The organism is Trichocoleus sp. FACHB-262 (assembly GCF_014696035.1).
GTDB lineage: Bacteria > Cyanobacteriota > Cyanobacteriia > FACHB-46 > FACHB-46 > Trichocoleus.
The window spans coordinates 221600-241405 of sequence record NZ_JACJPK010000097.1 but is presented as its reverse complement, the minus strand read 5'-3'; the positions used below and the strand labels follow the sequence as shown (position 1 = coordinate 241405).

Sequence of the window (19806 nt, the reverse complement as noted above, 5' to 3'; positions counted from 1 at the left end):
GGCTCCTCAGCCTGTCTTTGCTTTAAACGACTGCTAACCCTGTTTGTCAGCTTACCTGCTCACCTATACATTGCTTTAGTTAAGTTCTGGTTCGTCGTCACTGTTTGGCCCCTCTAGATCTCCTGTCAAGGTGTTGCTCAGAGGCGAGATAGAGCTAGGGGGCTCAGGGTGAATGGGCTCAAAAACAGGGCAGTACCCTTCAGGGGCAACTTTGAAGTCGAACAGAGGCGAAGTTTGATTCCAGCACCGCTGACCTCGGTAGTGCTGACAGTTGCCACAACAATCTAGCGTCACTGGAGCAGGGCGATCGCTACCTTGGGTCAGTAACTCCCATTGAGGCAAACCACGTAGTACGAGTTCCTCCCCCTGCCAACGAGCTTCAATCAGACCCGTATCGGCAAAATTGTGCCATCGAGTATCCACCGTGATGGCATCGGGTAGCGTAATAGTAACTACAGTGCCTAGCTCGGTTAGCTCACCCTCGTAACTGGTTTCGGGTGCGGCAGGTTGCAAAAACGTTTCGCCGACTGGCAACTCAACTACCGTGCCTGATGCGGGGGAATGTAGGTGATAGCGGTTATGCAGTTCATCCAGACTAGTCAGATCAGATAAATAAGTAGGAGAACTGTGTACAAACACCACATGCTGGGGCCGTAAATTGTGGATTAGCTGGGTAGTGCCTGGTCCATCGCAGTGGTCAGCCAGCAGGTAGGTTTCTACGGCTAGGCGACCCGCTCGGATCTCGGCTTGCAGTTTTTTTTCGACTGCCCTCGACTGCGACAATACCAATTGACGATGACGCTGCGATCGCTCAGCTAAGGATGGCTCGTCTGACGATGAGTGAATTGTGACTAACTGTTGGGGCAGCATTAGCAGCCAAGGGCCGCTTCCAGGACGGCAGTACTGGCTCAAGTCGGCAGTTGCGTCGGTGAGAATAATACAAGGAGGTTGTAAATCCCCAGTTCTCAACTCCTCAGCGGTGCCGATAGGGTCGGCGTGCAGCCGTCTTACTCGTGGACGAACTCGCTCATCCCAAAACAAAGGTTGATGTTGAGCAAAATTCTGCACTGTCGTAGGCAGATGGGGCAGCAATTGAATATAAGCATCACAAGCAGCCGCCACAGTGCCACTGACCCAAATATTGAGGTCACGCCCCGTGAAGTGGTGATGGCTCCGTAGCAACATCAGCAACTCTTGCCCTAACCCTAAAGTAGGCGTAGGCAGCAACACAGAATAGCCCTCTGTAATGGCTTGGCTGACTCGTTCGGCTAATTGATTTTCTTGCTGACGGCGACGTGGATGCCGCGAAGTTCCATAACTGCCTTCGACAATCAACACGTCGGGCCGCAACCCCCGCAACTCTTCCAGCGGAAACCCTTCGACTAAACGAGAATTAGAAAGGAAGCAGTCTCCCGTGTAAAAAACCGTGTAGGTACGGTGTGGTGTGGTGTGGGTGAGTAAGAATGCTGCGGCCCCTGGAAGATGACCTGCGGGCCATAACTCAGCCGTCAGCCCTTCTTGAAACTCAATCGGCGATCGCCACGGCAAGGCTTGGCAGAAAGGCGGAATCTCAGCTGGATCTAGCTCTGGCCAGTTGAAGGGCAACAATTCAGTGGTAACTTCGCTAGCATAGATAGGAAGTTGTGGAAAGGTCTGATGTAGCGCTAGGAGACCTTTGGCATGGTCTGGGTGGGCATGTGTGCATAACACCAAATCGGCAGGCAGCGAGCGAGCGGCATCTACGACCAGAGGCGAAACATCTTGCAGACCGCAATCTAACAAAATCCGATAAGGTCCCATCCGTACTAGTAAGCAGACGCCTTCACCTGCTTGACCAGCACCATAGGGCAAACATTCCAGCTCAACCACGTCCGTATTACATCTCCGTAGAACCCAAAATCAGAGAAGTGTGCCGGATTTTCCGAGGGCAACCTCTATTTCTTTAGCCACAAAAATCAGCATAGTTGCGAATGTAGGCTAGATATAGCAAAACTTGGGTTTTAACTAGGGAACGCTAAAAACCCAAATTCTGATACTTCTACTCTCAGCTTAGGGCAGCACACTCTGCCCTTACCTTGATGCTATCTCGTGCCAGTAAAATGTGAATTAAATCAACTCTATAGCAGTTAGCCGCTATTAGTGAGCGGAACCATTTCCGTGGTAATCGTCTGAATCGTAAAAGCCGTTTTGGGTGCCAAAGAATAGGCAGGAAATGGTAAATACAACGGTGAGAACGGCCAAAATTAATTTAACGTCCATATTTATAAACCAGGTAAACAGCAGTATCAGGCTTAAATTCAGTAACTTATGGAATGTGAAGTAGGAATTCAGTGACCAAACTTGACGGCATTGTAGAACAAACCAATCAAGATCTTAGCGATCGCAACATTTTTGACACAATCTCCCTGAGTTCGATTTCCACTGCCCAGTTTATTCAGCCCGCTTGGCTGGCTCGTCCTTCTACAGAGGTAGCCCCCGATCTCTTAGGCTGCACCTTGGTTAGACAAACTGCGGATGGCACCGTGTTGCGTGGCTTGATTGTAGAAACAGAAGCTTATGCACCCGGAGATCCTGCTTGTCATGCCTACCGACGACAGACCACTCGGAATTCTGTGATGTTTGGTCCCGCAGGGCTGAGCTATGTTTATCTGATTTACGGCATGTATCACTGTCTGAATGTGGTCACTGATCTAGATGGCATCCCTAGTGCTGTCTTGATTCGGGCTTTGCAGTTGGATGCTATGCCTCCGGGAATCGACCCCCTCAAAGAACGCAAACTAGACCGAGTAGCCGCCGGACCCGGAAAACTTTGCCGTGCCTTTCAAATTGACTTAAGTTTGACGGCTCTACCATTCGCCCTAGGCCAACCCCTCTGGCTGGAGCATCGTCAACCCAACTGGCAACAAGATTTCGAGCAAGGGGCGATCGCGTTGGTACAAACCACCCGGATTGGCTTAACTCAAGGGATTGATCTTCCTTGGCGCTGGTATGTCAAGCAGTGTCCTGCGGTTTCTAAGCTCTAGAGTTTGCGCCTGCTAAAGCACCACTTCTTCTCCTTGCTCTGTAAAGCGGACAGACTCAATTTTCCACTGCGGATTGGTAGTCAAGGTTTTATTGACTGCCCCCAGCAAGGCTAACTGCTCACAGCTAGAGAGCGACTCTAGTTGCCGTTTTGAGCTTGGGCTGACGCGCAGATCCACAGTCGCAACCCGACTGTCTGGATCAACGCTGACCCGGTAGCCTGTCAAACTAAAATCAGCGGTATCCCATTGCGCTAGGGTTTTACTAACTGCTGCCTCCATTGGTTTCTGAGCTGACACCGTTACTTTTTGCGCCACCAAGTTTTGGCATTGACCATCCACCTTGTAGATCGTCACAGGGACTGTATTTTGAGTCTGAGCCGTTGTGGTTGCCGCCACGGTTTTAGCGGGTGCCTTTAGCGGTTGGCTGCGAGCGGCTGGAGATGGAGTTGCTGAGGAAGGGCTAGTTGTGGGGGTTGACGTTGCCTTTGGAACGGAGGCGGCTGGTTGAATGGTTGAGTTCGCTGCGGTTGAGTTGGGCGGAGATGAGCGGGTGCGATCGCCTTCTTCGCTGGGAGGCGTATCACAACTGCTGATGCCTAAACACAAACTACCAGCTAGCAAAATTATTAAAGATACTTTATAAAATTTCATCATCTTCTTACCTGTGATTCCATAAACTTCAACCGGACTCTACCGCCAGAAGCAGGAGAGGGTTAGCATAGAACGTAGCGATACCTAGGTTGGGTGTCGATGTTGAGTTTTATTGATTCCATGGACTCTAGTCCATTCCCTGGTAGTAGATATCTCCTCTAGCCTGGTGGCGTAAGTCTCCCAGCGCGGGGGAGACGTAGGAGGTTGTATGCTAACTCAGGAAAACCGTGCCTTGCTGTCCGATATTGCGGACTTAAACCAGCTCAAGTCTGAGCTGAATCAGTTACCTGCTGTGGATGTGGGGGACTACATTGTTGAACTCCCGCCAGAGCGGCGAGCGATCGCGTTTCGGTTGCTGAGGAAAGATCAAGCCACCGATGTTTTTGAATATCTCCCCTCTGAAGTGCAGGAAGAGTTGATTAATTCCATGCACGGTACCCAGGTCTGCCAGATCGTTGAGTCGATGCGACCCGACGATCGAGCCGAGTTGTTTGACGAGTTGCCCGCTGGTGTGGTCAAGCGGCTTTTGCAACAGCTCAGCCCCACGGAACGCCAAGCAACAGCGACAATTCTAGGCTATCCCGAAGGCACGGCTGGACGGGTGATGACCACCGAGTATGTGCGGTTACGCCAAGGATTAACCGTCGAAGAAGCCATTCGCAAAATCCGCTTGACTGACCAAGACAAAGAAACGATTTACTACGCTTATGTGACTGACAACAACCGCAAACTGGTGCAGGTGGTGTCACTGCGCCAACTTCTCTTTTCACTACCTAATGTCCTAATTCAGGATATTGCCAGCGATCGCGTCCTCAAAGCTCGCACCGAAATGCCTCAAGAAGAAGTGGCGCAGTTGATGAAGCGCTACGACCTGCTGGCCGTGCCTGTAGTCGATCGAGAAGACCGCTTAGTAGGCATTGTCACGATTGACGACGTGGTCGATATTTTGGAAGAAGAAGCCACAGAAGATATTCAAAAGCTGGCAGGGGTAAGTGGTGGAGACGAAGCAGCTTTGTCAGCTCCCCATGTCACAATTCGCAAGCGCTTGCCTTGGTTAATGGGCAACATTGTGCTTTACGTAGGTGCAGCCAGTGCGATCGCTCCTTTCCAAAAGACGATTGCCCTGGTGCCTGTTCTGGCTGTGATTATGCCAATTTTGTCTAACGCTAGCGGCAACGTAGCAATTCAAGCTTTGTCGGTTACCGTTCGAGGTTTAGGGGTGGGTGAGGTCACACCAGATGACACATTGCAAATTCTACGCAAAGAAGTTTTAGCTGGCTTGGGCACTGCTGTAGGCTTAGGTCTATCCCTCAGCCTCCTCTCCCTGATTTGGTCTCCCCCAGATGAACGCTGGGTGGCTTTGGTGGCAGGAACGGTAATGGCGATTAATGTCTTCATTGCCGCCAGCTTAGGAACAGTGCTGCCAATGGGCTTGAAACGGCTAAATCTAGATCCCGCCTTGATCAGTGGGCCACTGCTCACTACCCTGCTAGATGCAGTAGGCTTTCTCACCTTCCTGACCCTAATTTCCATCGCTCTACAAGTTTTCAAGTAAAGCTGGATACTCAATGCTCTTAAAGTTTTGAAGCAGGACAATCACGAGAATCGTGCTGATTGGTCTGCCGATGTAGCTCTAGCTCCAGCTAAGGGAGTTTAGGTGTGCAACAACTGATCGAGGGTTTGGAGTAGCTCTTTAGCAGTAAAGGGTTTATTCAAGAAGGTTTTAACCCCAGCCTTGGCTGCCGCAACTAACTTATCGCTGGTTACCAAACCGCTCACCGCGATGGTTTTTAGCTGGGGGTTAATCTTCTGGAGGGTCCGGATGGTAGTGGGACCGTCCATAGAGGGCATCATCATGTCTACTAAAGCAGCGCTGAGGTCATCCTTGTGTTGAGCATAAAGAGCGATCGCTTCAATGCCGTCATTGGCCACCAGTACTCGGTAACCAAACGCTTCTAACGAAGTTTTGGTAATATCCCGAATTGCTGCTTCGTCATCCACCACCAAAATTTGCTCACCCCTGCCCCAAGGTAGGTCTGAGGCTTCAGCTATCGGTTGGGGTACCGTCGCTTCTGTGGCTGGCAAGAACACCTTAAAGTGAGTTTCTTGGTTGAGCTTGCTAGAGACATGCACAAAGCCCCCATGACTCTTAATAATCCCCATCACCGTCGACAGCCCTAAACCTGTACCCTTGCCTAAGTCTTTGGTAGTAAAGAAGGGTTCAAAAATGCGATCGAGAATTTCTGGTGGAATTCCGGCTCCTGTATCCGATACCGTCACAACAATATAGGAGCCTGCTTGAGCATCAAGGTGCATCTGAGCATAATTTTCATCAATCAGCAAATTCTCAGCCGTAATGCTCAGCGTGCCTCCCTCACTCATGGCATCTCTAGCATTCACACAGAGATTCATCAGTACTTGGTGGAGTTGGGTAGCATCTCCCGAAACTGGCCACAATTCCTGTGGAATATCTGTGTAGATCTCAATTGACTTGGGAAATGTCTCTTTGGCGATCTTGGCAATCTCTAGAATTAAATGCCTAATTTGGAGTAAAGTTCTTTCTCCTTCTAAACCTCGAGCAAAGGATAGAACCTGTCTAACTAAATCCGCTCCTCGTTTAGCATTCAACTCTACAGTGTTCAGTAAGCGTTGGCTTTGTTCATCTTTGATTTTGCGCTCTAACAACTGAGTAGACATCAAAATCGGAGCCAACACATTGTTCAAGTCATGAGCAATACCGCCTGCCAAGGTGCCGATACTCTCCATGCGCTGCGCTCTGAGAAACTGAGCCTCGATTTGCTTCTTCTGAGTGATATCGGTATTCACGACCAAAATCGATTTAGGCTGATTTTGCTCATCTCGCAATAAAGTCCAGCGGCTAGACACCACCACCTCGGGGCCATCTTGGGTAGCCTGGTGTAACTCCCCATACCATTCCCCCTTCGCTAGAGTTTGCTGCCAAGCTGTTTCTAGCTGCAAGGAAGCCTCTTTAGCCAAGAACTGGTTGGCGGGTTGTCCTATCGCTTCTGCCGCTGTCCAACCGTACAGAGTCTCAGCACCTCGGTTCCAGACCAAAATTTCACTGTTGAGGTCTTGCACCCAAATAGCATCGGTTGCAACTTCTAAAAATGCTGCCTGTTCTCGGAGTTTGTGCTCAGCTTGTTTTCGGGCGGTGATGTCCTGGAAATAGACCGACAAACCATCTTGAGTCGGGTAGGCATGCACCTCAAACCATGCCCCTAAAGCGGGGCAGAGTCCCTCAAACTCAACACTCACTCCCCTCGTCATTGCTAGCTGATACTGCTGTTGAAAGGTTGAATCAACGGCTTCAGGAAACTCATCCCACAAGCGCTGTCCTAATAGTTGGTGTTGAGCCTTTTGCAATAAGCGTTCTGCGTGCGGGTTGATGTAAGTAAATCGCCACTCATGATCGACGGCGAAAAAAGCATCTGTAATGCTCTCTAAAATATTGGTCATTCGCTCACGCGCTATTTCTGCTTCTGCTCGCGCTGCCTGTTCGCGGGCCAAGAAGCAACGCCGCTCTTCTTCCGCTTGCTTACGTGGTGTTACATCCGTTTGAACCCCCACGAAGTAAAGCAGTTCTCCTAACTCCGAGAAAATGGGCGAGATGCGAAGTTCGCTCCAGAAGGGCTGTCCATCTTTGCGATAGTTCAACAAAGTGGTCTGCGCTTCTTTACCTGCTGCGATCGCCTGACGAATTTTTGCCACCTCTTGCAAGTCAGTCTCTGGACCTTGCAAAAACCGACAGTTCTGTCCGATCACTTCTTCGGGTTCATACCCCGTCATGCGACTGAAAGCAGAGTTGACATAAATGATCGGATTGTCTACTTGATGCGGGTCAGTAATCAATACTCCATCAGTCACCGCCGCGATCGCCCTAGCCAAGCGCAAATTTTCCACCGCTGCTTGGCGTAGAGCTTGCTCCTGCTGCTTATGAGCCGCGATCGCTGCTTGCTGCTGTACCCAATTTTGTTGTTCTTGTTGCACCCGCTCTCGGTAGTGCTCAAAGAAATCTGCTAAGTTAGGCGCTTCTTCTAAAAGAGCCTGAAAATGCCCCAAAACCCGCGCATCAGTGGTGTAAGCCACCTCGGGATGGGCCTCCATCCACATATGGCAGGTTTTGACATAGGCGATAAAGGTAATTAAGTGCTGGTACATCTCCAGCCCTAACATCCGACGTAGCTCCTGCCGACAAAACTCTGCTTCCTCGGAATTGAGAAAAATAAAGATAGAACAATACAGCAAACTTGTTTCTACAGCTCTGTCGCCTTCGGATAGAGCCCTAAGCACTTCGGGATGAGCCGACAACAAGGCGAGGTGGTCGTCTACCTCTAGCTCCGTAGGAGGTGGCGCTTCCAACAAAGCTAAGACCTCCTGAGCTTCTACTCCCAAAGGACGCAAAGAGCAGCTATGGCAGATCATGCAGTAAGGAATCGCGCAGTAACGAGAAAGATAGGCAGAAAGCTTTTCTTTGAATACTGGCGATAAAGGATTACCTAGATAAGCTAGCTGAGTCTGGTGCCATAGGTTTTCTAGGACTTGAGGATAGGTCTGAGCGGGACCAAAAAAAGGTGGTACAAAGCCTAGTTGCGTTTGAATATGAGTTTGAATGTCTTCACTGGGCCGCAACCCTAGAGATTCGCTCGCCTGCGGCAGTTGATTGGCCTGCCTCAAACTTAAGCGCTGACGTCTGAGTTCTAGCTGAGCTACTACTTGATGGCTCAGAACCCGCAGGGCTTCGATCTGATCAACGTTTATCTCTCTAGGAACATAATCAATGACACAAAGTGTTCCTAAGTTAAAGCCCTCAGGAGTTGTTAACGGCACCCCAGCGTAGAAGCGAATATAGGGTTCCGTAATCACTAAAAGATTTTGGGCAAAGCGGACATCTGACAAAGCGTTGGGGACGACCAAGATGTCATTTTGCAAAATTGCGTGAGCGCAAAATGCCAGATCTCGCGGAGTTTCGCTGATGGACAAACCAACCTTTGACTTAAACCACTGGCGATCGCGATCGATGAGACTAATGAGAGCAACTGGCGTACTGCAAATGCGGGCAGCTAAGCTAGTTAGTTCATCAAAAGTAGATTCAGATTCTGTATCCAAAATCTGATATTGCTGAAGAGACTGTAGTCTCTCTGTCTCATGATCTGGACAAGCAGCTTTCATGAATTTTTGTGGTTCCTGAAGAAGTAGTGCTTTGCTAAAGCCGTGGGATTGGTTGTCTTGAGACAAGTCTCTGGATCTCGCCAACATATCTAGTGGACCTGTCTATCCAGCCTGGATCAGTGAAGGCTAAACAAATGGCATGCCACCCATCGGTTTAAACCTGTAGCGACTCCGTACATACCCGTATATAGTGCCCATTTGAGGGGAGAGTTACCTTAGCTAGATGGCTGAATCTAATCCGCTAAAGCGCAATGGTCGAAGCTCGAAGCTTACAGGACCGATTTGGAAGGTTGTGCTCGTTGACTTTGAGTAACTTTAATCGGGGCTGATTTATCGGCTGATTGGTCTAATGGTTCCGTAAAAGTTTTAAAGTTGGAACCTGAGACTATCGGGCTAAATCACCAGCATGGCTACTACAGCTTGGACTCGCCGTCACGTCATTTCTTTGATTGATTTTTTTCCCGCAGAGTACGACACAGTCTTACAAACTGCTGCCAGTTTTCGAGAGGTTTTATCTCGGCGAACCAAGAAAGTTCCAACTCTTCAGGGGCAGGTAGTTGCTAACCTGTTTTTCGAGCCGTCTACACGCACTCGGAGCAGTTTTGAACTTGCAGCCAAACGTTTATCCGCTGATACTCTTAATTTTACTCCGGGAAATTCTTCTTTAACAAAAGGAGAAACGATTCTCGATACGGCCAAAACTTACTTGGCGATGGGTACGGATTTGATGGTGATTCGTCATCAGCAGGCAGGAGTACCCCAAGCGATCGCAGATGAGATGGACCGTTTAGCCTCTCTAGTTGGGGTGCTAAATGCCGGAGATGGACAACATGCGCATCCCTCCCAAGCTCTGCTTGATCTATTCACGATTTGTACCCTGCTCGATCCAGAACGACCTCGCTTAGATTTATTGGCTGACAAGAAAATCGCGATTGTCGGAGATATTTTGCATTCACGGGTGGCGCGATCGAACATCTGGAGCTTGACGGCCAGTGGCGCGGAAGTACATTTGGCTGGACCTCCGACGCTTCTACCCCAACTGTTTGCTGACTGTGGCAAAGACCGAGCGGGCAAGCTATTTTTGCACTGGAATCTAGAGCCCGCTTTGCAAGATGCTGATTTTGTCATGACGCTACGGCTGCAAAAAGAACGCATGACCCAGCATTTATTGCCCAGCCTGCGAGAGTACCATCAACAATTCGGCATTACTCGCGATCGCCTCAAGCTCTGCAAGCCAAATGTCAAAGTCCTTCATCCTGGCCCTGTGAATCGGGGGGTAGAAATTAGCTCCGACTTGATGGACGACCCAGAGTTCAGCTTAATTTCGCAACAAGTCACCAGCGGTGTAGCTGTCCGGATGGCCTTGTTGTACTTGATGGGCAGCGGCAAAGCTTAAGACATTTGAAGTTGGAGAGAGTGGAGGAGAAATTCTGCAATCTCAATCCAAAATTGCCTCTGTTTCACGCAAAGATCCGCACAATAGAGGCAGGACGTTCTACAAAGCTGATGCCAATGGATGCCGCTACCACCCTAGCCATTTCTGCCCCCACTTCCCTAGACGAGCGAGACAGTTTTGCTATGACGTTTGCACCGTTATCTCTAGACGAGGTGTATCGCTTAGCAGACGATGCTGCCAACGGAGCGATCGTGGTGATGAGTGGGATGGTGCGTAACCAAACCGATGGCAAACCTGTGGTTGCATTGGAATATCAAGCATATGAGCCAATGGCGATCGAGGTTTTTAAGCAAATTGCCACCCAGATTCGGCAGAAGTGGACAGACGTAACGCGGGTGGTGATTCATCACCGCACTGGCAAGCTAGGAATCGGCGAAATCAGCGTTCTTGTCGCTGTAGGCTGTCCGCATCGTACTGAGGCATTTGAGGCATGTCAGTTTGCGATCGATACGCTGAAGCACAACGCCCCCATTTGGAAAAAAGAACATTGGGCTGATGGTTCTAGCAGTTGGGTGAGTATTGGCGCTTGTGAAGCTAAGGTAGCTACCTGAATGCCTGCAACCAAGTTCGTAGCGACTGAACTGCTGTAGCGATCGCTTCCTAGGTAATTGGTTGACCCGCAGCAAAAAGTTCAGCAACGGTTAGGTTCAATTCTCCAAACTGTGGCGATCGCATCGGATCCTCACCCTGGAGCGTGGAAATTTCTGTATAGACATCACCACTTAGTTCTAAAACCAGCACTGTTTGCTGTTGGGGGTCTACGATCCAGTATTCTGGGATGCCCCGATCTTGGTATTGCATCCGTTTGGCAAATATAGTCGCGATCGCGCTGCAACTCTCCTGGGCTGACAATTTCAACCACTAGCAATGGAGAAGCCATATCAAACCGTAGGGTATTACGTCGTCTCAACTGCTCAACATGCTCCTCTCGGATCACTGTCAAATCGGGATAGCGGTTTCTCGGCTCGCCTCGGACTTCGAGTTCTAGCCCATGAGGTCTCACTCTGGCATGACCTACGATCGTTGCCAACTGTAACAGTATAAAGATTGCGATCGCTACATTTTCTCCTGATTCGGGTGGCACCTCGATTAGTTCTCCATTGAACAGTTCATACAGCTTTTCTGTGCCATCGTCGTAGGCTAGGTACTCTTCAAAGCTCTCAAATCTGGGTTTAGTTGAGATCATGATGTTGAGCGAAGGCGATCGCATCTATTTTGTTTTAATTTTAGGAGTTAGAGTCTTTGGCGGATTGGCATTGCCTGGCGAGTTCAATACAAGTGGCGATCGCGGCGTTGGTTTTGATGGCCTGAGCATTAATGTGAGTGGGGCTGGCTTGGTAGCCTTCAGCTTGAAGTAGCTGGATCAGGCGATCGCGAGGAGGTGGGTCCATTTTGCCGCGCCGACCAATTTCTCCCAAGCCAAAAAAGTAGGAAGGTAGGTCTGCTTCAGCCTGCATAGTTTGTAGCAGTTGCACTCGTTCTGACCAATTCCACTGTTGGGCTAACCGCTCCATCCGTTGCAACATGGGGCGATCGTGTAGGGGACCGAGCCACATTGGGCCACTGAGTGTGAGTGGCTCTGGGGAAGCGTGGTGGTGGCAAACAGCACGGCTGAGTTGACGCCAAGACACCGTTTCATAGTGGCCGCAATGATGGCAGTAACCCAGAAATCCATAGTGTTTTAGCTCAGAACTAGGATGGGTTAGAACTCGCACCATCACCCGGTAAACCTGACCATTAAACAGCGAAAAAATTGGTTGAATACTTAAGCCCTTGTTATTGGCTTGTTGTAGAACACTACCAATTAAGAGCCGCAAGCCTTGTTCATGTAAAGCGGGATGCCAGCGGGCGTAAGCACCATAGACTTGCAGGCTTTTTTCAGGTTCATGGCCCGAACTGGTACGTCCATCGGTACTCGTTAGATAGAGCAATCCACCAATTTTTGTTGCCCAAAGACTAGTGCTGAAGTGGGGCGCAGGACTGCCAAAACTATCTACATCTACTAAGTCGTAGTAGTCTTGCCGTTGATAGCAATCAAAAAAGACGCGATTGGCATCTTGATAGGTGATTTGATAAGAACTTGGCTCTAAATAGCTAGCTAGATTTTGGCTTAAAGTTATGTTTACTTCTGGGTTGGCATCATTCGCCCAAACCCAATCTGCTTGGCTCTCTAGCACATACCGTAGAGACCGCACGCCACAAGCGGTCATAACGTCCAGAACTCGCAGTTTTCCAGTATCAGCTTTATAAATCGCAGCGGCTAACAACCCTAGGTCTCGGCCAATTTGGCTCTGAGAGCGATAGAAAGTATTGCCGATTTGAAATTTGACTTTACCCTCCTGCTGCCAAAGTGAATTTCGATTCATTTTTCTTGATTAACTTTAATTAACTGAAAAATTGATCCCAAACTAGAAAGGATTGGTTAAAGCTTTAAGCTGCTTTAGTTCTCGCAATTAACAGGGAATTATAAAAGTGCGAAACATGGTTTGTTCCTCGCACGAATTCATTGCAGTTTGTAATATTTTCGTGAGTTGAAAGCCCTGATCTTTTAGACTAATTTTCGATTCAATGCGTAATCAAGGACACAATGATGCCAACGCTCCTCTGGCATGACTGGTTGGTTTTGCTATCATTTTTTGCTTGTCTGGCTGGTCTCGGCTTGCTGGTTGGCATGCCTCAAGATCAAGGGGAAGATTTCGAACAAGCTGAAAGCATGCTGATGCTGATGATCTTTACCTACTGGGCTGTTCACTGCGTCGCTTTGGGCGTGCAGAAATTTGCCTTGCCTGACTGGGAAGTTCTGCTGCTAAGCCTGAAATTCACTGCAATTATTTCTTACTTACTCACTTTTGCCTGCATGATTAGCTTGCCGCTAAATCGTTTGGCCGTCGTACTGCGTCAAGTTGAGTAGTGCTAGCTCAGTAGAATAATGGCTTTGTTAAGGCTGTTACTTCGCTAAAACCGTAGCGATCGCACTTTCCAAAACTTCCTGACTTAAGCTCGTCAAAATAAACACTTCCTGTACTGTCTTACCTTGTCGGGCGAGCACCTTAAAGCCGCCGCGAATCGGGACAGAAATCTTAAGTCTGAGCTTTGGAGAGTGCGCTCGTACGGCACCAATTACACCAGGGGTAATCGTTTGAATCCCCTCTTGCTGAAGCAGCCGTTCCAACAACGGAATCAAGCCCGGAATGTGGGTGGAGTGGTTGAGAACAAGCCTGCCGCGAGAGGGGTTACCCATTGTTTTGCCAGTTGAAGTGTGCTGCGATCGCCGAGTTCCAGCACTTCTCAGCATAGAGGAAATCGCAGCGACCGGAGAGTTTGAGTTAGGCCGCTTCTAGAGGAGCCATCGTCAAACCAGCGCGGCTTAGTTGCGTGTGATAAAGTTCCGCCTGCTCTTGCGGCCCTACCCAAACCACTGCCTGACCTTCAAAGTGAATTTGATTGGTCAATTCCCAAGCGCGATCGCTAGTCATAAACGGGATGTACTTAATCAAACACTCGGTGACATGCTGAAACGTGTTGAAGTCGTCATTCAGCACAATGATTTTGTAATTCGGGTAAGTTTGACGGGTAACTTGACCAGCCTTTTCAGGCGCTACCGTAGGCGCAACGGCGGCAAAATGGGAAGCTGCCGTAAGTACCAGATTCATAGGCCGTTACCGGAAACACTTTTAACAAAACTACGTATTTTATCCTAGTGCAATTCTAGCGACTTACCACCGCTTCGGCCTCCGGGGCAAAAATCTATTTCCAATCCTCCCATTTCTCATTGAAGATCGAAGTATCAGGGAACGTAATTGGATTGCCATTTTCCGCCAGCCGACGTTGCAAAAGTTCGAGTTGTGGCTCTGCTCGCGGTAGTTGGTCAACCAGCTGATAAGGCATGATGCCCTTTTCGAGCGCAAAGGCGGCTGTTGTGCCTGCTGCTGCACCCGAAGACCACTCAAATGAATGCACCCGATAAGCTGCTGCGGCAACGTGGCTAGTGGCAATACTCTTACCCGCCACCAGCATGTTGTCAACTTTTTGGGGAATCATGGCTCGTAGTGGTACTTGGAAGGGGTAGGCATTACCCGCCCCGCGTCGCTCTCCTGCTCGCTCGGTGTTGCCAGGTTGCTCAGGCGGACTCTGAGTCATGCAAGGATGGAAATCAATCGCATAGTGCCCAATCCCAACTGCATCTGGATAAATGGTCGATCGCGTCCGGCGGGTCACTTTTTCAGACGGCAATTTGCTACCTACAAAAGACGTAGCTTCTAGGCCTGCCAAAGTTGCTTGCAAGCTGCGATACATCTGGGGTGACAGTGTCTTGCGGTAGTACTCATCTTTGAAATAATCCTGTCGAGAAATATCTACCTCCCAAACCGTAAAGCCTTGAGGCTGCCCCCAAGACGGACGCCCAATAATCCGGCGACCCTCGCGGATGTAAGGATACTTAGACAGACCATGAGCAGTCCCCATGGGGGTATCAAATCCTGTCAGGTAACGGTGATTGGGTTGCGGTTGTTTTACGCCTGCTCCGAGTTGAGAGTCGGTCGTACCCGCAACTAACCAATGGAAATATCCCTGAGACAACTCCTCAGCTCGCTGGAGACTTTCCGTTCGTAAACCACCCATCCACGCTCCTGGCTGCAATTGCCCCGTGCTGGTAAGTTGATCGCGGGTGTAGACAAAGTTATCGGTTGCGGTGCCAGGGCGATAATCGTTCCCCCAAGTCCAGTTCTGCATGGAAATATCACCAGGGGTAACCGCGCCAGTGTTCGACTGAACCTTCACCTCTTGGCGAGTGGGGTTTTGGTTTAGAATCCGGCGGTAGGTGAAGACAAGCGGGAAACTCGCCAACCGGGGCAATTCGTAGCTGTAGTACCCGGCGTAATTGGGGTAAAACGCAGGCTCAGTATGCTGTTGGGGTTGCTCTGTGGCCTGCATGGCAAAGGTGTAGGTAAAGCCTTGAGTGCAATAGGGGTCACCCGCTTCACTAGAGGAAGACGGTTCTAGATAAGAGCGAGGATCGATGCCCAAGCGATAAGGCACATCAGCCAGTGCTACCAGTTCTCCGGTTTCGGTGGCATCTACCACATACCATTGCGGAGCATTAGCCGGGGATTGAGTGGTTTGAGATTTAGACAGTTTCGCTGGAGCTGGCACAAACCGCACGATCGCTTTTTGAAACTGCGCTGAGTTTTCGTAGCGATAGGCATCTTCAATCGTTTGGGAAAGGGGCAAGGCATTGAGCGGACTTGCACCAGGAGCAGGCCGATGCTGAATGGCGATCGCTCCTTGAATCTGTTGCCCAGCTCCGACAGGAGTTGTGTTTAGCTCTTTAATCACCGTGGCGGGAAACCACTTCAGCGTCCCCTTGCCACGCTTAGCAGCACTCTGCAACTCATCGAACAAAACTTTGTGGCCGTCCCGTGGCAAGAAACAAGACTCGCTGACCCAACAATCACCCGGATTGAGATCGCCCTTGTAATAACGCTCTAGACGTTGCCGCAGTTCGAGATAGCCGCGCGGATAGAACAAGAGCGATCGCTGAGTCTGCCGTTCATCCAGCGCTGAGGTGCCTTGAGCTGAAATTTGCCCGCCGACCCAATCTGTAATCTCGGTCATGCAGACAGTGCGTCCTGCCAACAAAGCTTCGTAAGCCGTTGCGACACCCGCCAAGCCACCTCCTGCAACTAACACTTCGCAGGTCACAGTTTGGTCAGGAGTTCGAGGAGGAGCCGCGATCGCAGAAGGGGGCAAGAGTTGTAGGGCTAGGGTAGCACCCATGAAAACTTTGCTAATGAAAGAAAGACGACGTTGCATCACGAGAAAACTGTAGGGGGACATGTAGGGGGTTAGTGATTCGCAGCAGCCAGCGCATTTAGCAATCCATCCAGGCAAGCTTTGTGACTAACACTCAAGCCACTGCTGCTTAAACCTGACTACAAGGCAACACCTTAAGTTTCGGAGTCTGAGCAGAATCCCTACAACTCTACTGGGGACGTACTAATCACTCAGACGCAGCCTCTGGTTTTAACTGAAACTGAGTCAAGCGTATTCATGGCTTGCCAGGCAGATTTTATGGCAGCAGGAGATCTAGCCTAGATTTGCTTATTCTCTTTGCCTACATTCTTTCCCTTCCAGAACTACTAGAAAACCTTAAAGTTATGCAGCCGATTCGCAAATGGCAGACCTTAACTTCACGCATGGTCTTTGAGCACAAATGGTGCCGAGTCCGCCAAGACACCGTGAGACTAGCCAATCAGCAATTAATTGATGACTATTTTGTTGTGGTTCGACCTGATGTGGTTTTGGTGCTTGCGATCACTCCAAACCAAGAAGTTGTCTTTGTGCAGCAATATCGCCACGGGGTGGAGGAAATCTTATTAGAACTCCCAGCGGGCACGTTTGACCCCGAGACTGAAAGCCCAGAAGTTGCTGCCCAGAGAGAGCTGCAAGAAGAAACAGGTTATAGAGCTGAGCATTTAGTAAAGCTGGCGACGCTCCACGATAACCCCGTCAAAGATACTAACCAAATTCACTTATTTCTCGCGCAAAATGCTTTTGTTTTTGCTGAACAAAACCTTGATATGACTGAAGCCATTGAAGTTGTTTTAATCCCCGTGGAAGAATTATCAGAAAGGATATGGAATGGAGAAATTTGCGTTTCTGGAACGATCGCAGCTTTATTTTTGGGTATGCAATTTCTTAAGGTTTCAACTCCACTGGTGCCATAGTTTTTATTTCTTTACAAACTCAGCTATTTTTCCCAAAAAGCAGTCTCAGCAATTCTTCTAGAAACTGAACAGCTACTTCTAAAGATTTCTTTTGTAGAGAAATAAAAAATCGGCTAGAAAATACTAATATCTGCGTCTATCTTGGGAGCTATTTTTTATCTGCCTTCAGGTATACTTGGCAAAATCACAATTCCTTAAGAATTGACTTAGTGCCCAACATGAGCGACTTGAAGTTAGAGCAAGAAATCGAAAGAATGGCTTTGGCTATGATGATCCGCAACACTCACGTCGGTAGAGATCTCATAGCCAATCTCAAAAGCCAATTAACTCTTGTAGAGGTAGCAGGAGTATTGCTCGTCAGTTTTGAGCGTTTAATTAGTTTTGACACTGATTCCTTTTTTTGGGCAGTTGAACACTTAGTTCCTGCCGATGTGATGGCAGAAATCCGCAGCATCACCTCTCCTGCGATCTACCAACGGCTGATCGGTAAAGGCTTTTTGCCCGGTAGAGATATCAGTGTGAGCGAAAACGGCCAATTACTTCTCAACGAGCGGGCCAAGACTGTATTAAGCCCTTGTTGTCTCGTGTTGATCTAAGCCTGGGTAGCCAACTGGTCCCGAGTCGGATTCACTACTACACTAGGTTGCGATCGCTGAGGTTCTCCTAACAGCACCACGGAACAGGTCAATTGTTGAGCGACTTGAGTGGTGACATCGCTAATGTCGAGTCCAGCGTTAGTCCGACGGCGGAGCGATCGCAACACCACCAAATCGCAAGATTTAGCAGCCTGCAAAATGGCCGTCACGACATTATCACTACTCACCACCTGAATCTCTGGCTTCAGCTGGGGTGCCCATTTCGCTACGGACATCGCTAATTGTGATTCAGTCCAAGCTCTTTTGCCCGCTGAAGCTCGGCGATCGGTGATATGGAGCAGCGTCACAGTGGCTTGATTGGCGGCGGCTAGCATTTGAGCAAATTGCACCGTCCTGCTAGACGCAGATCCCAAGTTATCAATCGGCACCAAAATGCGCTGCATGGTGCTGGGAGAGTTTAACAGGCGGGTAATTGCGACTGGACAGTGGGACGACCAAAGCACGCTGTCTAACACATTCCCGAATATACGAGCCCGGAACCCAGTGCGCCGTCCCCAACCCATGACGATGAGGCTGGCATCTTGTTCTCGGCTAGCACGACTAATTCCTTGAGCGATTCCATCATCAATTCGCAATAATGGCTCTGCCTCAACTCCGATTTCTTGGCTGACAGCTTTAGCATTGGCTAGCAACGCTTCACTGCGCTCCATTGCTGCACCGATGGTGGGAGTATCCATGTTGGCTTGAGCTGTGGCGATCGCTAAAGGGACAATCCGCCCCGACTCATACCGAGCCAGCAGCGCTGCCATCTCAATCAAATACTGCTCCGTTTTAGGGTTATAAACCGGAACCACCACCGTAAAAGGATGATCGGTTGTGCCAGCACCCCAATTGCTGGGCGTAGTATCAGGCTCCAATGTCGTGTCTGAAGTAATCAGCCTCGGAGCAACCCGACTCGTAATTAAGGGACCCAAAGTAGCAGTTACTAGCATCAACACAATGACGCTATTCAGCACGCCTTCAGTCAACATGCCAGCTCGATAGCCTACCAAGGTTGCAGCCAAAGTTGCTCCTACTTGAGGCATCGACATCGACCACATCGTGAGCAATTCGTCTTGGTTATAGCGGTATAACAGTTTTGCGCCATAGGCAGCCAAGAACTTGCTAATAATTAAGCCAGTGACGATCGCTAGGGTTAACCAAATCGAGGAGATGCTGGCGATGAAAGCAGGAATATCAATCAGCAGACCCAAGTTAACAAAGAAAATTGGAATAAATAAAACGCTACCGACAAATACCACTTTTTCTTTAACGGGGCTTTGACCGACAGCATCATTGACTGCCAAACCTGCGAGGAAAGCCCCCACAATCTTCTCGACTCCAATTAATTGTGCGCCCAATGAAGCTAGGAAGATGGCTAACAAGACGAATAAAAACTGATTGCCTTCGTCATCTCCGGTGCGTTTAAAGAATTGACGACCTGCCCAATCAAACCCAAACAGCACCACTACTGAGTAAATTGCTAGAGAGCCGAGTAAGATTGCTAGTTTGGTAGCAGTAAAATCACCCGCATTAATTCCAATACAAATTGCCAGAACTAATAGTGACCCGACATCGGTAAAAATAGTCGCTCCAATCGTCACCGTCACCGCCTCATTGGACACCACACCTAAGCGGCTGACCATTGGGTAAGCTAGCAAAGTGTGAGAAGCAAACAACGAACCGATCAAGACCGAAGCGTTCCAGTCAAACCCAAATAGGCGACCCACAACCGTGCCAAATATTAGGGGTATCGCAAAAGTCAGGCTACCATACCCAATCGAACGATATTTTTTGCGGCGGAACTCTTCAATATCGACTTCCAGACCCGACACAAACATTAAGTAGAGCAACCCAATTTCCGCCAGCAGGCTGAGCGTTTCCGACTCTTTTTGCAGCAAGTGCAAGCCATTCGGCCCTAAAACCACCCCTGCTGCTAACAACCCTACTAAGCCTGGTATCCGGAACCGCTCTACTAGGATAGGTACAGTCAGAATTACTGCTAGGAGAACCGCAAACGAAACGATGGGTTCCTCAAAAAATTTCAAAATCGATTCCATAGAGCGTCCATTAAAGTGAATGAGTGCCAGCAGCTTCCAGGCATTACGCGGAAAGCCTTGCTTGAG

The 19806-nt window shown here is 49.3% G+C and carries 18 protein-coding genes; 7 read left to right on the top strand and 11 right to left on the bottom strand.

Translation table 11 applies throughout. The annotated features are described in order from the left end of the window. Nucleotides 1-75 precede the first annotated feature (75 nt). Nucleotides 76-1869: an MBL fold metallo-hydrolase gene (locus H6F68_RS23405; protein WP_313930219.1), complete on the bottom strand. Its 1794-nt coding sequence runs from the start codon at nucleotides 1867-1869 to the stop codon at nucleotides 76-78. Between the two features lie 267 nt (nucleotides 1870-2136). After that, on the bottom strand, nucleotides 2137-2259 hold the full coding sequence (locus H6F68_RS29460; RefSeq protein ID WP_255527350.1) for a hypothetical protein: 123 nt from the start codon (nucleotides 2257-2259) through the stop codon (nucleotides 2137-2139). Between the two features lie 71 nt (nucleotides 2260-2330). On the opposite strand from H6F68_RS29460, the gene H6F68_RS23400 reads away from it, so the two are divergent. Next, on the top strand, nucleotides 2331-3023 hold the full coding sequence (locus tag H6F68_RS23400; protein WP_399315012.1) for a DNA-3-methyladenine glycosylase: 693 nt from the start codon (nucleotides 2331-2333) through the stop codon (nucleotides 3021-3023). A 12-nt stretch (nucleotides 3024-3035) separates the two neighbouring features. On the opposite strand, the gene H6F68_RS23395 is transcribed toward H6F68_RS23400, so the two are convergent. Then, entirely contained in the window at nucleotides 3036-3677 is a 642-nt protein-coding gene (locus H6F68_RS23395) for a hypothetical protein (protein ID WP_199300255.1), read from the bottom strand. Nucleotides 3678-3882: 205 nt separating this feature from the next. Between H6F68_RS23395 and mgtE the strand changes: the two genes are divergently transcribed. Then, complete coding sequence (mgtE, locus tag H6F68_RS23390) at nucleotides 3883-5229, top strand: magnesium transporter (RefSeq protein WP_190438307.1); 1347 nt, start codon at nucleotides 3883-3885, stop codon at nucleotides 5227-5229. A 98-nt stretch (nucleotides 5230-5327) separates the two neighbouring features. On the opposite strand, the gene H6F68_RS29125 is transcribed toward mgtE, so the two are convergent. Next, the gene (locus H6F68_RS29125) at nucleotides 5328-8864 is read right to left on the bottom strand and encodes a PAS domain S-box protein (RefSeq protein ID WP_242065622.1); all 3537 of its coding nucleotides are present in this window, start codon (nucleotides 8862-8864) and stop codon (nucleotides 5328-5330) included. A gap of 406 nt (nucleotides 8865-9270) precedes the next feature. On the opposite strand from H6F68_RS29125, the gene H6F68_RS23370 reads away from it, so the two are divergent. Beyond that, the gene (locus tag H6F68_RS23370) at nucleotides 9271-10260 is read left to right on the top strand and encodes an aspartate carbamoyltransferase catalytic subunit (protein ID WP_190562682.1); all 990 of its coding nucleotides are present in this window, start codon (nucleotides 9271-9273) and stop codon (nucleotides 10258-10260) included. A gap of 110 nt (nucleotides 10261-10370) precedes the next feature. After that, nucleotides 10371-10871 carry a molybdenum cofactor biosynthesis protein MoaE gene (locus tag H6F68_RS23365; protein WP_399315006.1) on the top strand — a complete coding sequence of 167 codons (501 nt, stop codon included), beginning with the start codon at nucleotides 10371-10373 and terminating at the stop codon, nucleotides 10869-10871. A 49-nt stretch (nucleotides 10872-10920) separates the two neighbouring features. Here the strand turns inward: H6F68_RS23365 and H6F68_RS29455 are convergent, their stop codons facing one another. From H6F68_RS29455 to H6F68_RS23355, 3 genes are read right to left on the bottom strand one after another with little or no spacing between them, the layout of a single operon-like run. Beyond that, nucleotides 10921-11121 (bottom strand): Uma2 family endonuclease, encoded by a 201-nt coding sequence (locus tag H6F68_RS29455; RefSeq protein ID WP_277876152.1) that lies wholly within the window; start codon nucleotides 11119-11121, stop codon nucleotides 10921-10923. Then, the gene (locus H6F68_RS23360; protein ID WP_277876151.1) at nucleotides 11036-11530 is read right to left on the bottom strand and encodes a Uma2 family endonuclease; all 495 of its coding nucleotides are present in this window, start codon (nucleotides 11528-11530) and stop codon (nucleotides 11036-11038) included. The genes H6F68_RS29455 and H6F68_RS23360 overlap by 86 nt, the downstream gene beginning before the upstream one ends. A 16-nt stretch (nucleotides 11531-11546) precedes the next feature. Next, nucleotides 11547-12686 carry a tRNA (guanine-N1)-methyltransferase gene (locus H6F68_RS23355; protein ID WP_190562681.1) on the bottom strand — a complete coding sequence of 380 codons (1140 nt, stop codon included), beginning with the start codon at nucleotides 12684-12686 and terminating at the stop codon, nucleotides 11547-11549. Between the two features lie 221 nt (nucleotides 12687-12907). Here H6F68_RS23355 and H6F68_RS23350 point away from each other — a divergent pair, with 221 nt between their 5' ends. Then, nucleotides 12908-13231, top strand: a complete 324-nt coding sequence (locus tag H6F68_RS23350) for a hypothetical protein (protein ID WP_242016994.1) — start codon at nucleotides 12908-12910, stop codon at nucleotides 13229-13231. Nucleotides 13232-13267: 36 nt separating this feature from the next. Here H6F68_RS23350 and H6F68_RS23345 read toward each other — a convergent pair whose 3' ends face one another. From H6F68_RS23345 to H6F68_RS23335, 3 genes are all read right to left on the bottom strand, one after another. Further along, nucleotides 13268-13615 carry a DUF2103 domain-containing protein gene (locus H6F68_RS23345; RefSeq protein WP_370527521.1) on the bottom strand — a complete coding sequence of 116 codons (348 nt, stop codon included), beginning with the start codon at nucleotides 13613-13615 and terminating at the stop codon, nucleotides 13268-13270. A gap of 31 nt (nucleotides 13616-13646) precedes the next feature. After that, entirely contained in the window at nucleotides 13647-13973 is a 327-nt protein-coding gene (gene clpS / locus H6F68_RS23340) for an ATP-dependent Clp protease adapter ClpS (protein ID WP_190438295.1), read from the bottom strand. 94 nt (nucleotides 13974-14067) lie between these two features. Continuing rightward, nucleotides 14068-16131, bottom strand: a complete 2064-nt coding sequence (locus H6F68_RS23335) for an FAD-dependent oxidoreductase (RefSeq protein WP_190562882.1) — start codon at nucleotides 16129-16131, stop codon at nucleotides 14068-14070. A 284-nt stretch (nucleotides 16132-16415) separates the two neighbouring features. On the opposite strand from H6F68_RS23335, the gene H6F68_RS23330 reads away from it, so the two are divergent. Together H6F68_RS23330 and H6F68_RS23325 are read left to right on the top strand one after the other, a co-directional pair. Then, nucleotides 16416-17045, top strand: coding sequence for an NUDIX hydrolase (locus H6F68_RS23330; RefSeq protein ID WP_242065621.1), 630 nt, complete (start codon nucleotides 16416-16418; stop codon nucleotides 17043-17045). 218 nt (nucleotides 17046-17263) lie between these two features. Continuing rightward, nucleotides 17264-17641: a hypothetical protein gene (locus H6F68_RS23325; RefSeq protein WP_190555362.1), complete on the top strand. Its 378-nt coding sequence runs from the start codon at nucleotides 17264-17266 to the stop codon at nucleotides 17639-17641. On the opposite strand, the gene H6F68_RS23320 is transcribed toward H6F68_RS23325, so the two are convergent. Next, complete coding sequence (locus H6F68_RS23320; RefSeq protein ID WP_190562678.1) at nucleotides 17638-19740, bottom strand: cation:proton antiporter; 2103 nt, start codon at nucleotides 19738-19740, stop codon at nucleotides 17638-17640. The two genes, H6F68_RS23325 and H6F68_RS23320, sit on opposite strands and share 4 nt — an antisense overlap. Nucleotides 19741-19806 lie beyond the last annotated feature (66 nt).

Bases quoted from the DNA above. Each gene is read 5' to 3' on its own strand.
- H6F68_RS23320 (WP_190562678.1), bottom strand. From the start codon at position 19,740: ATGGAATCGATTTTGAAATTTTTTGAGGAACCCATCGTTTCGTTTGCG.
- H6F68_RS23360 (WP_277876151.1), bottom strand. From the start codon at position 11,530: ATGCGATCGCCTTCGCTCAACATCATGATCTCAACTAAACCCAGATTT.
- H6F68_RS23395 (WP_199300255.1), bottom strand. From the start codon at position 3,677: ATGATGAAATTTTATAAAGTATCTTTAATAATTTTGCTAGCTGGTAGT.
- H6F68_RS23345 (WP_370527521.1), bottom strand. From the start codon at position 13,615: ATGCTGAGAAGTGCTGGAACTCGGCGATCGCAGCACACTTCAACTGGC.
- H6F68_RS23355 (WP_190562681.1), bottom strand. From the start codon at position 12,686: ATGAATCGAAATTCACTTTGGCAGCAGGAGGGTAAAGTCAAATTTCAA.
- H6F68_RS23335 (WP_190562882.1), bottom strand. From the start codon at position 16,131: ATGCAACGTCGTCTTTCTTTCATTAGCAAAGTTTTCATGGGTGCTACC.
- H6F68_RS29455 (WP_277876152.1), bottom strand. From the start codon at position 11,121: ATGCAATACCAAGATCGGGGCATCCCAGAATACTGGATCGTAGACCCC.
- H6F68_RS23365 (WP_399315006.1), top strand. From the start codon at position 10,371: ATGCCAATGGATGCCGCTACCACCCTAGCCATTTCTGCCCCCACTTCC.
- H6F68_RS23370 (WP_190562682.1), top strand. From the start codon at position 9,271: ATGGCTACTACAGCTTGGACTCGCCGTCACGTCATTTCTTTGATTGAT.
- clpS (WP_190438295.1), bottom strand. From the start codon at position 13,973: ATGAATCTGGTACTTACGGCAGCTTCCCATTTTGCCGCCGTTGCGCCT.
- H6F68_RS23325 (WP_190555362.1), top strand. From the start codon at position 17,264: ATGAGCGACTTGAAGTTAGAGCAAGAAATCGAAAGAATGGCTTTGGCT.
- H6F68_RS23350 (WP_242016994.1), top strand. From the start codon at position 12,908: ATGATGCCAACGCTCCTCTGGCATGACTGGTTGGTTTTGCTATCATTT.
- mgtE (WP_190438307.1), top strand. From the start codon at position 3,883: ATGCTAACTCAGGAAAACCGTGCCTTGCTGTCCGATATTGCGGACTTA.
- H6F68_RS29125 (WP_242065622.1), bottom strand. From the start codon at position 8,864: ATGAAAGCTGCTTGTCCAGATCATGAGACAGAGAGACTACAGTCTCTT.
- H6F68_RS29460 (WP_255527350.1), bottom strand. From the start codon at position 2,259: ATGGACGTTAAATTAATTTTGGCCGTTCTCACCGTTGTATTTACCATT.